This is a genomic window from Enterobacter adelaidei (assembly GCF_041937165.1).
In the GTDB taxonomy this organism is placed as follows: Bacteria; Pseudomonadota; Gammaproteobacteria; order Enterobacterales; family Enterobacteriaceae; genus Enterobacter; species Enterobacter adelaidei.
Window position 1 is genome coordinate 3,629,468 of the sequence record NZ_CP154353.1, and the last position, 20,225, is coordinate 3,649,692.

The 20,225-nt window shown below is 57.0% G+C and carries 20 protein-coding genes; 10 read left to right on the forward strand and 10 right to left on the reverse strand.

Features of this window, described 5'->3' with window-relative positions; genetic code table 11:
- The first annotated feature begins 12 nt into the window (after positions 1-12).
- From srlB to AAHF05_RS17690, 8 genes are all read left to right on the forward strand, one after another.
- A complete protein-coding gene (gene srlB / locus AAHF05_RS17655) occupies positions 13-375 on the forward strand; it encodes a PTS glucitol/sorbitol transporter subunit IIA (RefSeq protein ID WP_049006091.1) in 363 nt (120 codons plus the stop codon).
- Positions 376-389: 14 nt separating this feature from the next.
- Complete coding sequence (srlD, locus tag AAHF05_RS17660) at positions 390-1,169, forward strand: sorbitol-6-phosphate dehydrogenase (protein WP_023294411.1); 780 nt, start codon at positions 390-392, stop codon at positions 1,167-1,169.
- Positions 1,170-1,236: 67 nt separating this feature from the next.
- Positions 1,237-1,596: a transcriptional regulator GutM gene (gene gutM, locus AAHF05_RS17665; RefSeq protein ID WP_129324911.1), complete on the forward strand. Its 360-nt coding sequence runs from the start codon at positions 1,237-1,239 to the stop codon at positions 1,594-1,596.
- 63 nt (positions 1,597-1,659) lie between these two features.
- Positions 1,660-2,433: a DNA-binding transcriptional repressor gene (locus AAHF05_RS17670; RefSeq protein WP_028016820.1), complete on the forward strand. Its 774-nt coding sequence runs from the start codon at positions 1,660-1,662 to the stop codon at positions 2,431-2,433.
- Positions 2,426-3,391: an arabinose-5-phosphate isomerase GutQ gene (gene gutQ / locus AAHF05_RS17675; protein ID WP_129324910.1), complete on the forward strand. Its 966-nt coding sequence runs from the start codon at positions 2,426-2,428 to the stop codon at positions 3,389-3,391. Before AAHF05_RS17670 ends, gutQ begins: the two co-directional genes overlap by 8 nt.
- A 240-nt stretch (positions 3,392-3,631) precedes the next feature.
- Positions 3,632-3,790, forward strand: coding sequence for a hypothetical protein (locus AAHF05_RS17680; protein ID WP_164881322.1), 159 nt, complete (start codon positions 3,632-3,634; stop codon positions 3,788-3,790).
- Positions 3,791-4,011: 221 nt separating this feature from the next.
- The gene (gene nagE / locus AAHF05_RS17685; RefSeq protein WP_129324909.1) at positions 4,012-5,502 is read left to right on the forward strand and encodes an N-acetylglucosamine-specific PTS transporter subunit IIBC; all 1,491 of its coding nucleotides are present in this window, start codon (positions 4,012-4,014) and stop codon (positions 5,500-5,502) included.
- 131 nt (positions 5,503-5,633) lie between these two features.
- Complete coding sequence (locus AAHF05_RS17690) at positions 5,634-7,298, forward strand: SgrR family transcriptional regulator (protein WP_129324908.1); 1,665 nt, start codon at positions 5,634-5,636, stop codon at positions 7,296-7,298.
- Here the strand turns inward: AAHF05_RS17690 and AAHF05_RS17695 are convergent.
- The 4 genes from AAHF05_RS17695 to AAHF05_RS17710 form a co-directional block, all read right to left on the reverse strand.
- Positions 7,271-8,293, reverse strand: a complete 1,023-nt coding sequence (locus AAHF05_RS17695) for a HoxN/HupN/NixA family nickel/cobalt transporter (protein WP_129324907.1) — start codon at positions 8,291-8,293, stop codon at positions 7,271-7,273. The genes AAHF05_RS17690 and AAHF05_RS17695 overlap by 28 nt on opposite strands.
- A 1-nt stretch (position 8,294) precedes the next feature.
- Entirely contained in the window at positions 8,295-10,511 is a 2,217-nt protein-coding gene (gene hypF, locus AAHF05_RS17700; RefSeq protein WP_129324906.1) for a carbamoyltransferase HypF, read from the reverse strand.
- Positions 10,512-10,517: 6 nt separating this feature from the next.
- Positions 10,518-11,063, reverse strand: a complete 546-nt coding sequence (gene hydN / locus AAHF05_RS17705; protein ID WP_049006101.1) for an electron transport protein HydN — start codon at positions 11,061-11,063, stop codon at positions 10,518-10,520.
- Between the two features lie 134 nt (positions 11,064-11,197).
- A complete protein-coding gene (locus AAHF05_RS17710; RefSeq protein ID WP_128347341.1) occupies positions 11,198-12,211 on the reverse strand; it encodes a LacI family DNA-binding transcriptional regulator in 1,014 nt (337 codons plus the stop codon).
- Between the two features lie 214 nt (positions 12,212-12,425).
- Between AAHF05_RS17710 and ascF the strand changes: the two genes are divergently transcribed.
- A complete protein-coding gene (gene ascF / locus AAHF05_RS17715) occupies positions 12,426-13,877 on the forward strand; it encodes a PTS cellobiose/arbutin/salicin transporter subunit IIBC (RefSeq protein ID WP_128347340.1) in 1,452 nt (483 codons plus the stop codon).
- Positions 13,878-13,895: 18 nt separating this feature from the next.
- The gene (locus tag AAHF05_RS17720) at positions 13,896-15,320 is read left to right on the forward strand and encodes a 6-phospho-beta-glucosidase (protein WP_028016829.1); all 1,425 of its coding nucleotides are present in this window, start codon (positions 13,896-13,898) and stop codon (positions 15,318-15,320) included.
- 81 nt (positions 15,321-15,401) lie between these two features.
- Here AAHF05_RS17720 and hycI read toward each other — a convergent pair whose 3' ends face one another.
- From hycI to AAHF05_RS17750, 6 genes are read right to left on the reverse strand one after another with little or no spacing between them, the layout of a single operon-like run.
- On the reverse strand, positions 15,402-15,857 hold the full coding sequence (gene hycI, locus AAHF05_RS17725; protein WP_129324905.1) for a hydrogenase maturation peptidase HycI: 456 nt from the start codon (positions 15,855-15,857) through the stop codon (positions 15,402-15,404).
- Positions 15,850-16,260, reverse strand: a complete 411-nt coding sequence (locus AAHF05_RS17730; protein WP_049006110.1) for a formate hydrogenlyase maturation HycH family protein — start codon at positions 16,258-16,260, stop codon at positions 15,850-15,852. The genes hycI and AAHF05_RS17730 overlap by 8 nt, the downstream gene beginning before the upstream one ends.
- Entirely contained in the window at positions 16,257-17,024 is a 768-nt protein-coding gene (locus AAHF05_RS17735) for an NADH-quinone oxidoreductase subunit B family protein (protein ID WP_028016832.1), read from the reverse strand. Before AAHF05_RS17735 ends, AAHF05_RS17730 begins: the two co-directional genes overlap by 4 nt.
- On the reverse strand, positions 17,024-17,566 hold the full coding sequence (locus AAHF05_RS17740) for a formate hydrogenlyase complex iron-sulfur subunit (RefSeq protein ID WP_049006115.1): 543 nt from the start codon (positions 17,564-17,566) through the stop codon (positions 17,024-17,026). The genes AAHF05_RS17735 and AAHF05_RS17740 overlap by 1 nt, the downstream gene beginning before the upstream one ends.
- A 9-nt stretch (positions 17,567-17,575) precedes the next feature.
- Complete coding sequence (gene hycE, locus AAHF05_RS17745) at positions 17,576-19,285, reverse strand: formate hydrogenlyase subunit HycE (RefSeq protein WP_028016834.1); 1,710 nt, start codon at positions 19,283-19,285, stop codon at positions 17,576-17,578.
- A gap of 15 nt (positions 19,286-19,300) precedes the next feature.
- The gene (locus tag AAHF05_RS17750; protein ID WP_129324904.1) at positions 19,301-20,224 is read right to left on the reverse strand and encodes a respiratory chain complex I subunit 1 family protein; all 924 of its coding nucleotides are present in this window, start codon (positions 20,222-20,224) and stop codon (positions 19,301-19,303) included.
- Position 20,225: the final 1 nt, after the last annotated feature.

Here is a 20,225-nt window from a genome sequence, read left to right on the forward strand (position 1 = left end):
GAGGTTCTTGTTATGACCGTGATTTACCAAACCACCATTACCCGCATCGGCCAGAGCGCGGCGGAGGCACTGAGCGACCAGATGCTGATCACCTTCCGCGAAGGTGCCCCGGCGGATATCGAAGAGTTTTGCTTTATCCACTGCCATGGCGTTCTGAACGGTGAACTCAAGCCCGGCAGCCAGCTGGAGCTGGGTGAAACGCGTTATGCCGTGACCGCCGTCGGTGAGGTAGCCGAACAAAACCTGCGCGAGCTGGGCCATATCACCCTGCGTTTTGACGGCCAGCCGCAGGCGGAATACCCCGGCACGGTTCACGTCGATGGCCCGGTTCCGCAGGCTGTTACCCCAGGCTGTACATTAAAATTTGTTGCGTAATTAAGGAGAATCACATGAGTCAGGTTGCCGTTGTCATTGGTGGGGGACAAACGTTAGGTGAGTTCCTCTGCCGTGGGCTTGCCGCAGAGGGTTACCGCGTGGCGGTAGTGGATATTCAGAGTGAAAAAGCTGCCCGCGTGGCGGATACCATCAACACCGAGTTTGGCGAAGGGATGGCATACGGGTTTGGCGCCGATGCCACCAGCGAGCAGAGCGTAATGGCGCTTGCCCGCGGTGTGGACGAGATTTTTGGCCGTACCGACCTGCTGGTTTACAGCGCGGGAATTGCAAAAGCGGCCTTTATCAGCGATTTCGAACTGGGGGATTTTGACCGCTCGCTGCAGGTGAACCTGGTGGGTTATTTCCTCTGCGCCCGCGAGTTTTCCCGCCTGATGATCCGCGACGGCATTCAGGGGCGCATTATTCAGATTAACTCGAAATCCGGCAAAGTGGGCAGCAAGCACAACTCCGGTTATAGCGCGGCGAAGTTTGGCGGCGTCGGGCTAACGCAGTCTCTGGCGCTGGATCTGGCCGAATATGGCATTACCGTTCACTCGCTGATGCTGGGCAACCTGCTGAAATCGCCGATGTTCCAGTCCCTGCTGCCGCAGTATGCCACCAAGCTCGGTATCAAAGCTGAAGAAGTGGAACAATATTACATTGATAAAGTGCCGCTCAAGCGCGGATGCGACTATCAGGACGTGCTGAATATGCTGCTGTTTTACGCCAGTCCAAAAGCTTCGTACTGCACCGGGCAGTCAATTAACGTCACCGGCGGGCAGGTCATGTTCTGATCGAGCAGGCTGATGCCCTCACCCTAACCCTCTCCCGGTGGGAGAGGGAACACAACAAGGAGCCGATATGGTCACAGCACTCATCACCGTCGCCGCCCTCGCCTGGCTCTGCCAGATGGCTTTTGGCGGCTGGCAGATCCATCAGTTTAACCGCGCATTTGATGCGCTGTGTCAGAAAGGCCGCGTGGGCGTCGGGCGTTCTGGTGGACGTTTCAAACCACGCGTGGTGGTTGCCGTTGCGCTGGACGAAGATGACAAGGTCTGCGATTCCCTCATCATGCGCGGCATGACCGTTTTCGCCCGCCCGGCGAAAATCCAGGCGATTAACGGACTGTCGTTGCAGGAATTGCAGCCTGATGTGATCTTTCCCCATGATCCACTCTGTCAGAATGCACTATCATTAGCGCTTAATCTGAAACATGGATAATTTCGTTGTGAAAGCTATAGACTTGCGAAATTATCATTTCGCAACCTAAGGAACGAAGCGCCTATGAAACCACGTCAGCGGCAGGCGGCCATTCTTGAGCATCTGCAGAAGCAGGGGAAATGCTCGGTAGACGATCTGGCCCACTACTTTGACACCACCGGCACAACAATACGCAAAGACCTGGTATTGCTCGAAAACTCTGGCGCCGTCATTCGGACTTACGGCGGTGTGGTGCTCAATAAGGATGAAGCCGACCCGCCTATCGATCACAAAACGCTGATCAACACCCACCAGAAGGCGCTGATTGCCGAAGCGGCGGTGAAATTTATTCACGATGGCGATTCCATCATTCTTGACGCAGGCAGTACCGTGTTGCAAATGATCCCGCTGCTCAGTCGCTTTAACAACATCACGGTGATGACCAACAGCCTGCATATCGTCAACGCCCTCTCTGAATTCGATAGCGAGCAAACCATTCTGATGCCGGGTGGCACCTTCCGTAAGAAATCGGCGTCATTCCACGGCCAGCTGGCAGAGAACGCCTTCGACCACTTCAGCTTTGATAAACTCTTTATGGGCACAGACGGCATCGACCTGAACGCGGGCGTGACCACCTTCAACGAGGTGTTCAGCGTCAGCAAAGCCATGTGCAATGCCGCGCGGGAAGTGATTCTGATGGCAGATTCATCGAAGTTTGGCCGTAAAAGCCCCAATATCGTTTGCAGCCTGGAAAGCGTCGACAAACTGATTACCGACGCAGGTATCGACCCGGCGTTCAAAAAAGCGCTGGAAGAGAAAGGCATCGACGTGATCGTAACCGGAGAGAAAGATGAGTGATTTTCTGTTAAACGCTGGCCGCCAGACCCTGATGCTGGAGCTACAGGAAGCCAGCCGCCTTCCCGAACGGTTGGGCGAGGATTTTGTTCGCGCGGCCAACACCATTATTCAGTGCGAAGGTAAGGTGATTGTCTCCGGAATAGGTAAGTCGGGTCACATCGGTAAGAAAATTGCGGCGACGCTTGCCAGCACCGGTACTCCGGCCTTCTTCGTTCATCCGGCAGAAGCACTGCACGGCGATCTGGGGATGATCGAAAGCCGCGATGTGATGCTGTTTATTTCCTACTCCGGTTCGGCCAAAGAGCTGGATCTCATCATTCCGCGCCTGCAGGAAAAAACGGTCGCTCTGCTGGCGATGACCGGCAAATCCCGTTCGCCGCTGGCGCTGGCAGCCAAGGCCACGCTGGATATTTCCGTTGAGCGTGAAGCCTGTCCGATGCACCTCGCCCCCACATCCAGCACCGTTAATACGCTGATGATGGGCGACGCGCTGGCGATGGCGGTGATGCAGGCGCGCGGCTTTAACGAAGAAGATTTCGCCCGTTCGCATCCGGCGGGTGCGCTCGGCGCACGCCTGCTCAACAAGGTTCATCACCTGATGCGCATCGACGATGCCATCCCACAGGTCAAACTCGATACCAGCGTGATGGACGCGATGCTGGAACTGAGCCGTACCGGGCTGGGATTGGTCGCCGTGTGTGACAGCGACAGCTTTGTTAAAGGTGTATTTACCGACGGCGATCTGCGTCGCTGGCTGGTCGGCGGCGGCAAGCTGGAATCGCCGGTTTCTGAAGCGATGACCCAGGGCGGGCTGACGTTGAACGCCGACAGCCGCGCCATTGAGGCCAAAGAGGTTCTGATGAAACGTAAAATCACCGCCGCGCCGGTGGTGGATGACAGCGGCAAGCTGTGCGGCGCCATCAACCTGCAGGATTTCTATCAGGCTGGAATTATCTAATCTTTGAGCCCAGGACACTTCGCCAGCCGGTGCAGGTTGGCGAAGTTCAAAAGTCTAAACGCTTTTTTTTTTACGCAATTTATTCATAAAGTAAATACAAATAAGATAAATCATCGCTATCAATCCTTTATTTATTATTCCCATCAATACTTAAAACCGGAACACCTGAAAAACATTGCCCTGTTTTATTCCCTAATAACAATCTATCCTGATCACACATTAACGCGAAAGGGGTATTTCATGGCACATTTCACCGAAGAGCTTAACTATCTCGCTCACTATTTTAAGCAGGTCAGAAAAGCAGAGCACATTTTATTTCGCTGGCTATGGTTGAGTCCTGAAGCTCGTATCGAGCGCCTGCGGGAGCTGATGATTCCGGTAAGCAAACGTGATAACTGAAGGTCTGGCGGCGCTTCTCCTTCAGCAAATGTGTGAAGCGCCACCAGCAAAAACCGGAACAAATAATAGAATGCATCATTGTTTATTTCAGGAATGACTCATCTGAGGAATATAATAGAAATTAATTTATATCGCATCACATTTTTATCTCCCCTGCTTCCACATTAAAATAAAAGCTGTTATTTTCCGATGTGAATTAAGTCTTTTTGGAATCCTCTCTCATGAATGCATTTAGTTATCTTCAACGTCTGGGTAAAGCCCTGATGTTGCCTATCGCCACCTTACCGGTTGCAGCCATATTATTACGCCTCGGCCAGCCTGACGTATTTAATATTCCGTTTATTGCCAGTGCCGGTGGCGGGATCTTCGACAGCCTGCCGCTGTTGTTTGCTCTGGGTATCGCCATTGGTCTGGCAAAAGACAATGCAGGTGCTGCAGCTCTCGCGGGTGCTGTCGGCTTTCTGGTCCTCACCAAAGCCACAGCGGTGATTAACGCCTCCATTAACATGTCCTTCTTTGCCGGGATTATTGCGGGTGTGGTGGCCGGTCACTGCTATAACCGCTTCTCCAATACTAAACTGCCGGATTTCCTTGCGTTCTTTGCTGGTAAACGTCTGGTGCCCATCATGACCGGGTTAATTTGTCTGTTCATCGCATGGATTTGCGGCTACGTCTGGCCTTCCGTGCAGCACGGCATTGATACCTTCAGTTTGCTGGTGTCCCGTAGCGGTGAGCCCGGCTGGTTTATTTACGGTGTCCTTAACCGCGCGTTAATTCCTTTCGGCCTGCACTACATACTGCATTCCGTCTTCTGGTTCAGCCTCGGTGACTGTCTGAAAGTGACTTACGATGCTGCCAGCGCGGTACATAACATCTGTCTCGCGCCGGACGTGGTGAAAGGTCTGGTCGTTGGCAGCGCCGTGCCAGGTATTGACGGATCCAGCATCACGCAGATTGCCACCGACTTAACCCGGGGCGATCTTAACCGCTTCTTCGCCGGTGACCCGCATGCGGGGGTCTACATGGCCTGGGCATATCCGATCTTTATGGGCGGTCTTCCGGGTGCGGCACTGGCGATGTATTTCGCCGCGCCAAAAGCACGTCGCTCAGCCGTCGGCGGGATGCTGCTCTCTGTCGCCCTGACCGCCTTCCTGACGGGCATTACCGAGCCAATTGAGTTCTCCTTCCTGTTCCTCGCTCCAGCCCTGTATGCCCTGCATGCGGTACTTGCTGGTGTGAGTATGGTGATCGCCAACAGCCTCGGCGTGCTGCATGGCTTTGGTTTTTCCGCCGGGCTTATCGACTTCGTCCTGAACTGGGGTCTTGCCACGAAGCCGTGGCTCCTGATCCCTCTGATTGCTCTGTTCTTTGCGATCTACTTTGTGGTATTCACGTTCGCGATTCGCTTTTTCAAGCTGAAAACGCCGGGTCGCGAAGACGACGACACGGTAACGGGTGATTCTGACGATCAAAACGAGGCCATTGCCCAATACATCTCAGCATTGGGTGGCAAAGATAACCTGAAGATTGTCGATGCCTGTATAACTCGCCTGCGCTTAACGCTCACAGATAACAGCGTGATGGAAGAACAGGCGCTGAAATCACTGGGGGCGAAAGGCATTCTGAAAATGGGTACGCAGAACGCACAGGTGATTCTGGGCCCACAGGCCGAAAGCATCGCGCTGAAGATTCGGGCGCAGATCGAAGCCTGACGCTGCACAATCCTGTTCCCTCTCTCACCGGAGAGGGAATAAAACCGGAACACTTTATATATCCCACCCTTATTTATTCCGCAAAACCCCCTACACTCTCACCATTCTCCTTTTGTTACCGGTACGCCGTCATGCGCCAGCTTCAGAAAATCCGACAGTATCAACGGCTTTATCAGCACTACGGCACAGAGCCAAAGCCCACGACCATCGCGGAAGTGGCCGGTGTCGCGTTATGCAGTGAGCGCCATGCACGCACATTGCTGCGCCAGCTTACGCAAAACGGATGGTTAAGCTGGCAGGCGCAACCAGGACGCGGACATCGTGCCATCCTGCATTGCCTGACGACCACCAGCGAACTGAGCGCACCGCTGATGCATGCCTGCCTGGAAAAAGGGGACTACCAGAGCGCGCTGCAGTTGGCCGATGGCGACCCGGCTAGCCTGCATCACATCATCACGCCGTTTTTAGGGGGGAAATGGCTTAAACACCAGCCGACGCTCCGTATTCCATGGTATCGCCCGCTCACCTCGCTTCATCCCGCTCTCCAGCGTCGCCGTGCCGAACAGCATATTATCTGCGCGGTTCACGCTGGGTTGACGCGTTACCTCCCCGGCAACCCGCAGCCGGTGGCCGATTTAGCCCATCACTGGGAGAGCAGTGACGACAAACTTCGCTGGAGCTTTTACCTGCGTAGCGGTGCGCACTGGCATAACGGACAAGCGATCAGCGATGAAGATATTCTCGGCGCGCTGCACCAGTTGTTGGCCGATCCCGCACGTAATACAGGGCTAACTCACGTGAGTAAAGTGATGCTTATCGCACCGTGGTGTCTGGAAATCACGCTTAACGCGCCAGACGCCATGCTGGCGCATCGTCTCGCGCATCATGTTTGCCGTTTGCCACATCCGCAACAACCGAATGTGGGTGCAGGCCCCTTTGCAATTGCTCATCATCACTCGCACTATCTGCGCCTTGAGCGTCAGCCGTGGTACTTTGCGACACATCCCCTGCTGCATGCAATTGAGTTCTGGCGAACCCGCGCCGGAACAGAAAAACCGGCATGGATAACCGTTGGTAAAGGAGAAAACGCCCAGGAGTCCATCACCACCACCAGCGGTGGGTTTTCCTGGCTGATGGTGAATGCCCGGTTACCAAAACCGCTGGCCGCCTGGTTACGCCAGGAAATCCAGCATCTTAACCAGCAGTTCATCCGCCGGGATGATGTTGAAACCCGTACGGAAATACTGCCCGGGATCACGACACCCGCGTATCCTGAAGCGCCTGACGTGACGCTTCCACCAGCCCTTTCACTGGTCTGCTATCACACGCCGGTGCTGTGCGATCTCGCCGGCATGCTGCAAACTCGCCTGAAAAAGCGTGGCTGCGACGTCACGATTCACTGGAAAGATCGCGAAGAGTGGCATGCGCCTGACGCGCTGGCGCAAGCGGATATCTTACTGGGGGATTATCTTGCCGGTGAAGTACCGGTCTTTGCGCTGGCAGAGTGGTTTACTGAAGAACCCGCGTGGATCGCCGCGCTGGGTGAGAGCGCGTGGCAAAACGCAAAGCAGACGCTGATGGCGTATTGCGAAAGTGAGGAAACGCTAAGAGCACACTTGCCCGCCTTCTTTCATCGCCTGCTTGAAAGCGGCGCCTGTACGCCGCTTTTCCACTACCGCTATCGCATCAACACGATGGAAAATGTGCAGAACATTGTGCTGACTGCCAGCGGCTGGCTTGATTTCACCCGCGCCTGGCTACCGCCGGCTCAGGAGCGCACGACCAGCGCATCGTAGCCGCGCCAGCGGTAGTTGACCATGGAGATCAGCCAGCAGGCGACAAACAGCCCGACCACCACAAATCCGGCGTTGCCCAGGTTGTCGTTTACCGCGCCAATCAGATCCCAGACGCCACCGCTTAGGGCGAATTTATCCATCAGCAGACCCAGCGCTTCCAGCCCGCCAATAAACAGCGCCACCACCACAGATGTCCCGGTAATGGTCATGTTGTAGTAGAGCTTACGTTGCGGTTTGTTAAACGCCCATCCGTAAGCACCGACCATCAACAAATTGTCGAGGGTATCGACCAGCGCCATACCGCTGGCGAAGAGCGCCGGGAAGATCATGATTGACCACACCGACATCCCGTGAGAGGCGCTGGCGGCAGAAATGCCCAACACGCCAATCTCGGTGGCAGTGTCAAACCCCAGACCAAACAGGAATCCGACCAGGTACATCTGCCAGCTTTTGTTGACCAGCCGGAAGGTTGCGCCAAATAACCAGTTCATGACGCCGCCCTGTGCAGGTAACTCTACTTCACTGCTTGTCGCGCGCCCCTTTTTCAGCGCCTGAAAACTGCGCCAGACGCCGCGTAAAATCACCATATTGACCAGCGCCATCGCCAGCAGGAAAGTCGCGGAAACGGCTGTTCCAATCAGACTCCCTGTCTCGTGAAACCATGCCATATTTTTCTGAAACGCCGTAGCGGTGGCAGCAATGGCAATGGAGGCCAGCACCACGATGGTGGAATGACCCAGCGAGAACCAGGCCCCTACGCCGGATGGGCGTTTGCCCTGCTGCATCATCTTACGCGTGACGGTATCAATGGCCGCAATGTGGTCGGCATCCACCGCATGGCGAAGTCCATAACACCAGGCAAGCAGGCTTGCCGCCATCAACGCCGTGCTGCCGCTGAAGGTTTGCCACGCCCATCCCCAGGCCAGCAGGTTTGCCATTACCAGAGCCAGTAGCAGAAGCGCGGCACGAGGTTCATTGCGTAAGAGTCGTAACATTTTAAGTCCTTTGTGAACATGACCGGGCGGCGGCGACCACCGCCTGCCCGAAGGAGATCGCTCCGTCACCTGCGGGCAGGCGCGAAGGAAAAAGAAGCGTAAAGTCAGAAAGATAATGACGCAGACGCGCACGCAGCAGGCGGTTGTGTAACACCCCACCGCTGAAGCACACCGTGGAAAGTGATAAACGCATGGCATGCAATTTGACTAATTGCGCCAACCCTTTTGCCAGCGCATCGTGAAACGCCCATGCGCGTTCGCAGGGCTCCGCCCGCCAGTTCAGCCATTGCTGCCAGAAGAGGGAGAGATTATCCACCGAAAGCGTGACCGGGTGCGCGACACCGGCGCACTGTGAAGCCAGTGCTTCCAGCCGGCAAGCCGCTTCACTTTCGTAGCGTTGCGTTTCTATGCCCAGCGCGCAGGCGATTGCATCGAAAAGCCTTCCGCATGACGAGGCCAGCGGCGCATTGACGCCACGCCCGATTGCTGTCGCCAGCAGCGGCCATTTTTGGCGCTGTACCGCACGCGTTTCCGGGTAGTGCTGCCAGTCAGGCACAAACGCCAGGCAATGTGCGAGTAAATTGCGCCACGGCTGAACGGACGCCAGATCCCCACCAGGCAACGCCACGGCAGGTAATCCACCGAGATGCTCGCAGTCGCAGTAGTTCACCCGCAGACATTCCCCCCCCCACAGCGCACCGTTCTCGCCCATGCCGATCCCGTCCAGCGTCAACGCGATAACATCGCCACCGTCGAGCGGCCAGCCGTTTTCAGCCAGGCACGCCGCCGCGTGTGCGTGATGGTGCAACACGGTGTCGACCGGCAACGCCTGCTCGTGTGCCCATTGTCGGGAGTGGTAACCCGGATGGGCATCGCACACCACACGCTCCGGTTGAAAGGTGTAGATCTGCTGCATCACCGCCAGTGCCGAACGCCACTGGGCTTCGACACCCTCATCACTGAGATCGCCAAAATGCTGGCTTAGCACTGCCTGGTTCCCGCGCACCAGGCAGAACGTATTTTTCATCTCGCTACCTGTACACAACATAGCGGGTATATTGCTAAAACCTGCAGGCAACGTGATGGCATCCGGTACAAAACCGCGCGCACGGCGCAGCATTGTCCCGTCCTGAAGCAGGACCGAATCATCCATCCGCTGCACAATGTCGCGGTTGTGGAGCAGAAAACCGTCTGCAATCTCCCCAAGCTCGTCCAGCGCCTGCTGATTACTGATAGCGGGCGGTTTGCCGCTGAGATTGCCGGAAGTCATCACCAGCGGACGCCGGCAGTCGAGCATGAGCAAATGTTGCAGCGGGTTTGCGGGCAGCATGATGCCTACCGAGTCCAGGCCCGGAGCTATCTCGTCGGGTAACGCGGGCAGACACACCTTTGGCGTAAGCACAATGGGGGCTGCGGGTGAGCATAACAGCGTCTGAATCGCCGTCGGCAGCGCTTCCGCCTGCGGGATCATCACGGCCAGCGGCTTCGCAGGACGCTGTTTGCGTGATCGAAGTCGTGCGACCGCCTGCGGATTGAGCGCATCACAGGCGAGGTGAAAACCCCCTAACCCTTTGATGGCAACAATGCCACCGTTTTTCAGCATCTCTACCGCAGCGCTTAACGCAGACTCGCGGGTAGTAATGATGTCCCCCGCACGCCATTCCAGCTCCGGCCCGCAGTCCGGGCAGGCGACGGGCTGCGCATGAAAACGGCGGTCTGCGGGGTTGCGATACTCCGTTTCACACGGTTCGCACAGCGGGAATGTCGCCATCGACGTGGCCGGGCGGTCATAAGGCATGGCGCGGATAATGGTAAAACGCGGACCACAGTGGGTGCAGTTGATAAACGGATAGCGATAACGGCGTTCACGGGGATCGCGCATCTCAGCCAGGCATGCCGGACAGGTAGCGGCATCCGGTACAATCTGGGTGTCCATCGCCCCGCCCGCGCTGTGACGGATGGTAAAGTCCTCCGGCACACGCCTCCAGGTGAAGGGCTGCAAGTCGATCGCGTCAATACGCGCCAGCGGTGGGCAGTCCTGGCGCAGCCTCGCGGTAAAGGCCCCCCCATTACCCGCGAGCCGCACCAGCACGCCCTCTCCGTCATTGCAGACGTCGCCGTTTAACTGAAGCGACTGCGCCAGTTGCCAGACGAAGGGACGAAATCCCACGCCCTGCACTTTGCCGCGCACGCGCAGCTGTACGCCGTTACTGCACATGGCGGATCAGAACAGCAGAGATGAGGAGGTATCGAACACTGCACGACGGCGTTTTTCCGCGCTCATCTGTTCGAGCTTATCGCGATCAACACACACCAGGGCGTGCGTCGGGCAGGCTTCCATGCAGGCCGGGCCCGCTTCACGGTGGTAGCAGAGGTCACACTTGTTGGCTTCGGCTTTGTCCGTGCGCACATTCAGTCCCATGCCGCTGTTACGCACAACCGGACGGACAACCACTTCCATCGCGCCATACGGGCAGGCAACCACGCAGGTTTTACAGCCGATGCAGCGCTCCTGCATCACGTGCACAAACCCTTTTTCGCGTTTAATCGCCCCGTTCGGGCAGACATTCGCGCACGGTGCGTCTTCGCACTGACGACAGATGGCGGCGGTGGAAATATTCACGCCTTTAATGACATGGATGCGCGGCAAAAATGTGTCAGGGGTAAGCGACGCGCAATCCTGCTCCGCCTGATGGGAAACCACGCACGCCACTTCACAGGTACGGCAACCAATGCACTTACTGGCATCGGCCATAATAAAACGGTTCATCTGCTTCTCCAGCATTACTGTTATGCGCGGAGATATTCATAAACCGTGCCAATTATTAAGGCATTGATTTTAAATAAATTTAAAAATGACGCTGGCACTGTCATCGTCACTTCTGACGATGACAGCTGTCGACATCAACGATGAGGGCCGTCAATGACGGAGTCGCGAAGGACAAGCTCGCCGGAGAACGTTTGCTGATATTTAAACTCCCCGCCGTCGAGCATAAAGATCAGTCGGCTGATGGTTTCTTTGATCATCTCCGTCACCGGAATGCGAACGCTGGAAAGCGACGGCACGATATAAGGTGCGATGGCCACGTCGTCAAAACCGATTACCGATACCGCGTCCGGGGTGACCACGCCGCTGTCGTGCAGCTGCTTCATGGCACCGATTGCCATATCGTCGTTACTCGCCACCAGCGCCGTAAAGGTTGCCCCCCGAGCCAACAGCTCGGAAACCGCCGCTGCACCACTGGCCGGGTTCCACTTACCCTGCGCAATCAGCCCTTCGTGTAGCGGAATACCGTGCTGAACCAGTGCGTCCTTGTAGCCGGAGAGACGTTCAACCCCGGTGGGTGAATCCAGCGAACCCGTGATAAATGCGATCTCTCTGTGCCCTTTCTCAATCAGCTGCGACACCGCCTCCTGACAGGAAGCTTTATGATCGGACCAGACGCTGTGGCTGCTGTTTTTCCGCAAGCGGCGGTTAAGCACCATAATCGGTTGCTCACACTTCTCGACGATCTCATCCATCTCATCCACGCTCAGGAAACGCGGGTAGATAATCACCGCATCGCAACGCATATCGAGTAAATACTGGATCGCCTCACGCTCTTCATCGGCGCTGTGCTTGCCGTCAGCAAGGATCAGCTGCCGCCCTTTTTCTTCTGTCATCCGCGCGGCGTTAAACAGCAGTTCGCTAAAGTAGACGCCGTGATACAGGGTGTTTGTCACTACCAGCCCCAGCGTCTGGGTGCGTTTGGTCGCCAGGTTGCGCGCCAGTAAATTCGGGCGATAGCCGCTCTCTTCAATGGCCTGAAACACCCGGTCTTTGGTCTCCTGGCTGACATAGCCATTTCCCGACAGCACCCGGGATACCGTTGCTTTCGAAACGCCTGCCCGCTTCGCCACTTCAAGCATCGTGGTCATCTTGTTATTCCGTCTGAAACTGATGGAGCGCAGTGTACTGCACTGCAGAAAAATTGTCGCAGCGATGAAATCACGCTTTTTGCACCGCCTGGTGATCATCATCACGAAATGAAAAAATGGTCGAAATGTGATCTTGTTTCATTCAAATAAACTCATGATGATTATATGGAACCGGTTTCCTACATTTCTCACAACGATAACAGGATCTCATCCGATGGCCAAAAATTACGCTGCGCTGGCGAATGATGTCGTCAGCGCGCTGGGCGGCAAAGAGAACATCGTCGCCGTCACCCACTGCATGACGCGTCTGCGCTTCGTCCTGAAAGACGAAAGCCTCACCGACGCTGCGCGTCTGAAAAGCATTAGCGGCGTGCTCGGCGTAGTGCGCAACGACAACCAGTGCCAGGTGATCATTGGCAACACCGTTTCTCAGGCCTACCGCGAGGTAGTCAGCCTGCTGCCAGCCGACCTGCAGCCTGCATCACCGGAAGGTCCACAGAAATTGACATTGCGCCGCATTGGCGCCGGGATCCTGGATGCGCTCATCGGCACCATGTCGCCGCTGATCCCGGCGATCATCGGTGGCTCGATGGTTAAACTGCTGGCGATGATCCTTGAGATGACCGGCGTGCTGCCTAAAGGCGCGCCGACGCTCACCATTCTCACCGTGATTGGCGACGGTGCCTTCTTCTTCCTGCCGCTGATGGTGGCGGCCTCGGCAGCGGTGAAATTCAAAACCAACATGTCGCTGGCGATCGCCATTGCAGGGGTTTTGGTTCATCCGAGCTTTATCGAGTTGATGGCGAAAGCCGCGCAGGGCGAGCATGTTGAGTTCGCCTTCATTCCAGTAACGGCAGTGAAATACACCTACACCGTGATCCCGGCGCTGGTGATGACCTGGTGCCTGTCGTACATCGAACGCTGGGTCGATCGCATTACCCCGGCAGTGACCAAAAACTTCCTCAAACCGATGCTGATCGTGCTGATTGCCGCCCCGCTCGCCATTGTGCTGATTGGGCCGCTGGGGATCTGGATCGGTAGCGCCATCTCCGCGCTGGTTTACACCATTCACGGCTATCTGGGCTGGCTCTCCGTGGCGATCATGGGAGCACTCTGGCCGCTGCTGGTGATGACCGGGATGCACCGCGTCTTTACGCCAACCATCATCCAGACCATTGCCGAAACAGGCAAAGAAGGGATGGTCATGCCGTCGGAAATCGGCGCCAACCTCTCCCTTGGCGGTTCGTCTCTGGCGGTAGCCTGGAAAACCAAAAACCCGGAGCTGCGCCAGACGGCGTTAGCGGCGGCAGCCTCTGCCATCATGGCGGGGATCTCTGAACCCGCGCTGTACGGTGTAGCGGTACGGCTGAAACGTCCACTGATTGCGAGCCTGATCAGCGGTTTTATCTGCGGTGCGGTGGCCGGCATTGCCGGACTTGCCAGCCATTCGATGGCCGCACCGGGGCTGTTTACCAGCGTGCAGTTCTTCGATCCGGCAAACCCGATGACCATCGTCTGGGTGTTCGGTGTCATGGCGCTGGCGGTGGTGCTGTCGTTCGTTCTGACCCTGATATTAGGTTTTGAAGATATCCCGGTCGAAGACAATGCTGAAAAAGCGCGCGCCCTCCAGAGTGCCCCGGTACAGAGCAAAGCAGCAAAAGCATAAATTGAGAGTGAGGTAAGAATGTCTGTTTTTCCAAAAGGATTTTTATGGGGCGGCGCGCTTGCCGCCAACCAGAGTGAAGGCGCTTATCGCGAAGGCGGCAAAGGGCTCACAACGGTCGATATGATCCCCCACGGCGCGAATCGTCTGGCGGTAAAGGTCGGTAAGGAAAAGCGGTTTTCGTTGCGTGACGACGAGTTTTACCCAAGCCATGAAGCGATTGATTTTTATCATCGCTACAAAGAAGACATCGCCCTGATGGCGGAGATGGGGTTTACGGTGTTCCGCACCTCAATTGCCTGGAGCCGCCTCTATCCAAATGGCGATGAGCCGCTGCCCAATAAAGAAGGTATTGCCTTCTACCGCGCGGTGTTTGAAGAGTGCAAAAAGTACAACATCGAGCCGCTGGTGACCCTCTGCCACTTCGACGTGCCGATGCACCTGGTGACAGAGTACGGTTCCTGGCGCAACCGCAAGATGGTCGATTTCTTCGCCCGTTACGCCCGCACCTGCTTCGAGGAATTTAATGGTCTGGTGAAATACTGGCTGACATTCAATGAAATCAACATTATGTTGCACAGCCCGTTCTCTGGCGCGGGCCTGGTATTTGAAGAAGGCGAAAACGAAGATCAGGTGAAATATCAGGCCGCACACCACGAGCTGGTGGCGAGCGCGCTGGCGACCAAAATCGCCCACGAGGTAAACCCGGAAAACCAGGTCGGCTGCATGCTGGCGGGCGGGAATTTCTACCCGTACTCCTGCAAGCCAGAAGACGTGTGGATGGCGCTGGAGAAAGATCGCGAGAACCTGTTCTTTATCGACGTGCAGGCGCGCGGCAGCTATCCGGCCTACTCCGCCCGCGTGTTCCGCGAGAAAGGCGTGGTGATTGTGAAAGATCCTGGCGACGACGAACTGCTGAAAAACACCGTCGATTTTGTCTCGTTCAGCTATTACGCTTCGCGCTGCGCGTCGGCAGATATGAACGCGGGCAACACCAGCGCCGCGAACATCGTGAAATCCCTGCGCAACCCGCATATTCAGGTGAGCGAATGGGGCTGGGGCATCGACCCGCTCGGCCTGCGCATCACCATGAACATGATGTACGACCGCTACCAGAAGCCGCTGTTCCTGGTGGAAAACGGTCTCGGGGCGAAAGACGTTATTGATGAAAACGGCGAGATTAACGACGACTACCGCATCAGCTATCTGCGCGAGCATATTCGCGCGATGGGTGACGCGATTGAGGACGGCGTGCCGCTGATGGGCTACACCACCTGGGGCTGCATCGACCTGGTGGCCGCCTCAACGGGCGAGATGAGCAAGCGCTACGGGTTTGTGTACGTTGACCGCGACGACGCCGGAAACGGCACGCTGGACAGGAAACGCAAGAAATCGTTCTGGTGGTATAAGAAGGTGATTGCAAGTAACGGGGCGGATCTGGAGTAGACTGTTTTGCCGGGTGGCGGCTTCGCCTTACCCGGCCTACAAAAGCGTAGGCCCGGTAAGCGTAGCGCCACCGGGCGCTGTTCAGAGCCGGGAAAATCCCCCGTCCCCACACCATCCGGCAAGCCGTGAATAGACCACTTCGACCGCCGCTTTCACCGGCGGCGTCATCGGGTAATAAAACCCAACAATGTCCGGCTGAATCCCCAAAAACAGCACCTCGCCCACGTCGTCTTTAATCTGATCGACCAGGTAGTTCAGCGGCATATTGTGGGTGGTCATCATAAACATCTCGGCGATGTCATCCGGGTCAATCAGGCGGATCTCGCCGGGGTTGAGCCCCATATCCGTGGCATCAACGATCAGCAGCCTGTCCGGGTGCAGCTCACGAATAGCAACCACGTCGTTTTCCGGCGCGCTGCCACCGTCGATGACCGCCCAGTTACCCTGAGAATTTGCCGCGCACATTTCTGCCAACAATGGGCCTGCACCGTCATCGCCCATCATGCTGTTGCCAACACACAGTAAAACGTCAGTCACGTAATCTCCTCACCATCAGGTAGATGGCGCTCTCCTGATGAATATCGTGCAGCATGCTAAGCAGCGTTTTGCTCCACGCCTGCTGCTCAGGGGTTTGCCTGTTCAGCGCCGCGTCAAACGCGTTCGCCAACATCGCAATGTGGTTGGCGTCGATGACGATCTCGCCGTACTTCGGCACGCCTTCCATCTTGCGCCGCGCCGTGCTGCCCTCCTCCAGCGTGGCGATCCACGCCAGATACTCGGGCCACGGGCAGCTTAACGCCGTTTCCAGGCAGTCAATCACCCCGAGGTGATGCCCAATCGCCAGGCTGTAATAGACCACCTGCTGCGCCGCATCCGGCGTGGCATCGTTCTCATCAATAAACTTACGGCTCAGCTGACTGAACACCACCGTTTCACTCATCGGATACGCGCCTCTTCCACGATGTTGTTCAGGTTTGCCACAATCTCATTCAAACGCGGATCGTTCTCCGCCTCCAGCCAGCGTGCCACCTGATGCTCACCCTGGCTCAGCAGACGCAGGTAATCGTCGGCAATCTGGCGACCATAGCGGTAGCCCGCCAGTTTGCGCGCCGTGCGATCGACCTTCACCCGCAGTGGCTGCACCATGTCCGGGTGCAGGATAGTCGCAGGCTGGTTATCAAGCTCCCCAGGTTCACGAGCATGAATTTTCTGCTCCAGCAGGCCAAGCGCCATGGCAAAACCGTACAGCGTTGCGGCAGGTGTCGGCGGGCAGCCCGGAATGTAAACATCCACCGGCACGATTTTGTCGGTGCCACCCCAGACGCAATACAGATCGTGGAAAATGCCACCGCTGTTGCCACAGGCTCCGTACGAGATACAGATTTTCGGGTCAGGCGCAGATTGCCAGGCGCGCAGCGCAGGCGAGCGCATGGCGCGGGTGACGGCGCCGGTAAACAGCAAAATGTCGGCATGGCGCGGAGACGGTACAACTTTGATGCCGAAACGCTCGGCGTCAAACAACGGCGACAGGGTGGCGAAGATCTCAATCTCGCAGCCGTTGCAGCCGCCGCAGTCCACGCGGTAGACATAGGCCGAGCGTTTGATTTTTTTCAGCAGCGACGCCTTCATGCTGGCGATGGATTCATCCACCGTCATCGGCACCGGAATGCCGTTATCGTCACGCGGGCCCAGTAGGTTTTCCATCAGCTGGCCTCTCTCATATGGCGGGTAATATCAATGCGGTCGGACGGTAGCAGGCACTTCTGGCGCTTACACTCCGGGCAGGTTTCAAAGCTTTCACGATGATGTTCTGCGCGAGCGTCTCCGTTGTGCTGCAACAGCGCGATGGCATAGTCGATCTCTTTTTGCACGGCGAATGGACGCTTGCAGACGCGACAGTTACACAGTTCAAAGCGCGACTGCTGCAGGAAATCTTCTTTCTTCCATACCGCCAGCTCATATTCCTGTGACAAGCGGATTGCGACAGTCGGGCAGACCTCTTCGCAGCGGCCACAGAAGATGCAGCGCCCGAGGTTAAACTGCCAGGCCAGTTCACCGGTTTTGAGGTCCGTTTCCACAGTCAGGGCATTCGACGGACAGGCGTTTACACAGGCCGCGCAGCCGATGCACTGCTGCGGATTGTGCTCCGGCTTACCGCGAAAGTTTTTATTCACCGGCATCGGCTCCAGCGGATAACTGCTGGTTACCGCGCCGGTTTTGATGACTTTTTTAATAAAGGTAAACATGACGAGTCCTTATTTCAGCGGCGAGTTCTTACGCTCAATGCTGTAGCGCTCAAGTTCTTTGTACGGCACCACCTGGCTTTTCTTCTTGCGCACATCCACCACCGTCATACGGTCGGTACAGGAGTAGCACGGATCAAGGCTGCCGATGATCAGCGGCGCGTCGGAAACCGTGTTTCCACGCAGCATATAGCGCAGGGTTGGCCAGTTGGCGTAGGTTGCCGCACGGCAGCGCCAGCGGTAGAGCTTCTGGTTGTCGCCGGTCATGCTCCAGTGGATATCATCCCCACGTGGCGCTTCGGCGAACCCCAGCGCGAAGCGGTTTGGAATGTAGGTGAAACCTTCAACCATCAGCGGGCCACCCGGCAGATTATCCAGACCGAAGTCGATCATGTTCAGGGCGGTGAACACCTCATTGATGCGCACTTTGAGGCGAGAGATCACGTCGCAGCCCTGCTCGCTGTGCACGGTCATCGGCAGCAGGCCATAACCGACGAACGGGTGATCGGCGCGGGTATCGCGGGCATGGCCACTGGCGCGCACCATCGGACCCACGTTGCTGAAATCACGGGCGATTTCAGGGTCAAGACGACCAATCCCGACGGTACGCTGCTCGATGTTTGGCGTGCTGAGCAGCATATCCACCAGCTCCTGCACATCGCGACGCATCTGCTGCGCCAGCTGGCGGGTCTGGATCATGTCGTCTTTCAGCAGGTCACGGCGGATCCCGCCGATCAGGTTCAGACCGTAGGTTTTACGTGCGCCGGTGAGGATCTCCGCCATCTTCATCGACGCTTCACGCACGCGGAAGAACTGCATAAACCCGGAGTCAAAACCGACGAAGTGGCAGGCCAGGCCGAGGTTCAGCAGATGTGAGTGCAGGCGCTCCACCTCCAGCAGTATGGCGCGGATCATCTGCGCGCGCTCTGGCACCACAATTCCCATGCCATTCTCCACCGAGGTGGTGTAGGCGGTGCTGTGGGCGAAGCCGCAAATACCGCACACGCGGTCAGAGAGGAACGTGACTTCGTTGTAGCCCATGCGGGTCTCCGCCAGCTTCTCCATCCCGCGATGGACGTAAAACAGGCGGTAGTCGGCGTCGATAATGTTCTCGCCGTCGACAAACAGGCGGAAGTGGCCCGGTTCATCGGAAGTCACGTGCAGCGGACCAATCGGCACCACGTTGTTCTTTTTACTGCCCAGCTCGTTAATAAACTCGTAGGTTTCGCTGTCGGTGGTCGGGGCCGGACGCTGGCGGTAGTCCATGCTGTCTTTACGCAGCGGATAGAGTTCGTCCGGCCAGTCGTCCGGCAGCACCAGGCGACGTTCATCCGGCAGGCCTACAGGCACCAGCCCGTACATGTCGCGCACTTCACGTTCGCCCCAGACGGCGGCGGGCACGCGCGGCGTGACGGACGGATACTCCGGTTTGTTTGGGTCCACTTCAACGCGTACGGTGAGCCAGCACTTCTCGAACTGCTCCATCGACATCACGTAGTACACCGCATAGTTGCCACACAGCTGGCGCTCGTCGTTGCCGAACAGCACCGACAGCCAGCCGCCCTGCTGGTAATAGAGAAACTCCACCACTTCCGGCAAATAGTTCACCTTAACGGTGACGGTGATCTGGTCTTTGGTTTGCCAGGACTCCTCCAGCACGACGCCAGGGAAAGCCTGATGTAACGCGGCGAGATACTGCTGACCTTTCTTTTCTTCAGACATAAAAACTCTCTTTAATCACGCCACCAGCAAGGAGACGAACGCTAAAAATGCGAAACCAAAACCGGCCCAGGTGATGCGCGATGTCGCGACAAAGCGCAGACGCGCCATGCTGTTTTCAAACAGGGCAATCACCAACACGCCGACCAGAAGTTTGAGCGCCGCAACGACCACGGCCAGCACCAGACTACTCACCGAGAAATGCGTCATCTGTCCCCACGGGAAGAAGACACCGACAAACATCTGCAGCACCACCAGCTGTTTGAGGCTGATGCCCCACTTCAGCACCGCAAAGCCATAGCCGCTGTACTCCGTCAGCGGCCCTTCCTGCAGCTCCTGCTCCGCTTCCGCGAGATCGAACGGCAGTTTGCCCATCTCAATAAAGGTGGCAAACGCGCAGGCACACAGCGCCAGAACCAGCGGAATGGAACGGGCCAACGGCCAGTGATAAACGGTGTTAGTGATAAAACTGATGTGGGTAGAGCCTGCAACCTGCGCCGCCACCCAGAGCCCCAGCAGCAGGATCGGCTCGACGAGCACGCCGAGCATCGCCTCACGGCTGGCGCCAAGACCGGTAAACGGACTCCCCGTGTCCAGGCCCGCAATCGCAAAGAAGAAACGGGCGATAGCGAAGAGATAGATAAGCGTGATCAAATCACCCAGTACCGACAACGGTGAACCCACCGTCACCACCGGCAGCGCGGTGGCGATGGTGAGCATCACGCCCACCATCACAAACGGTGTCAGGCGGAAGACCCAGCCTGCAGCATCCGGGGCCACGCTCTGGCGAGTGAGCAATTTGAAGAGATCGCGGTACTCCTGCAGCACGCCAGGCCCGCGACGGTTGTGCATTCGGGCGCGCGCCACGCGGCTCACCCCGGAAAGCAGCGGCGCAACGGCGAATAACACCAGCGCCTGAAGTAGTGCCAGTAACAAACTCATG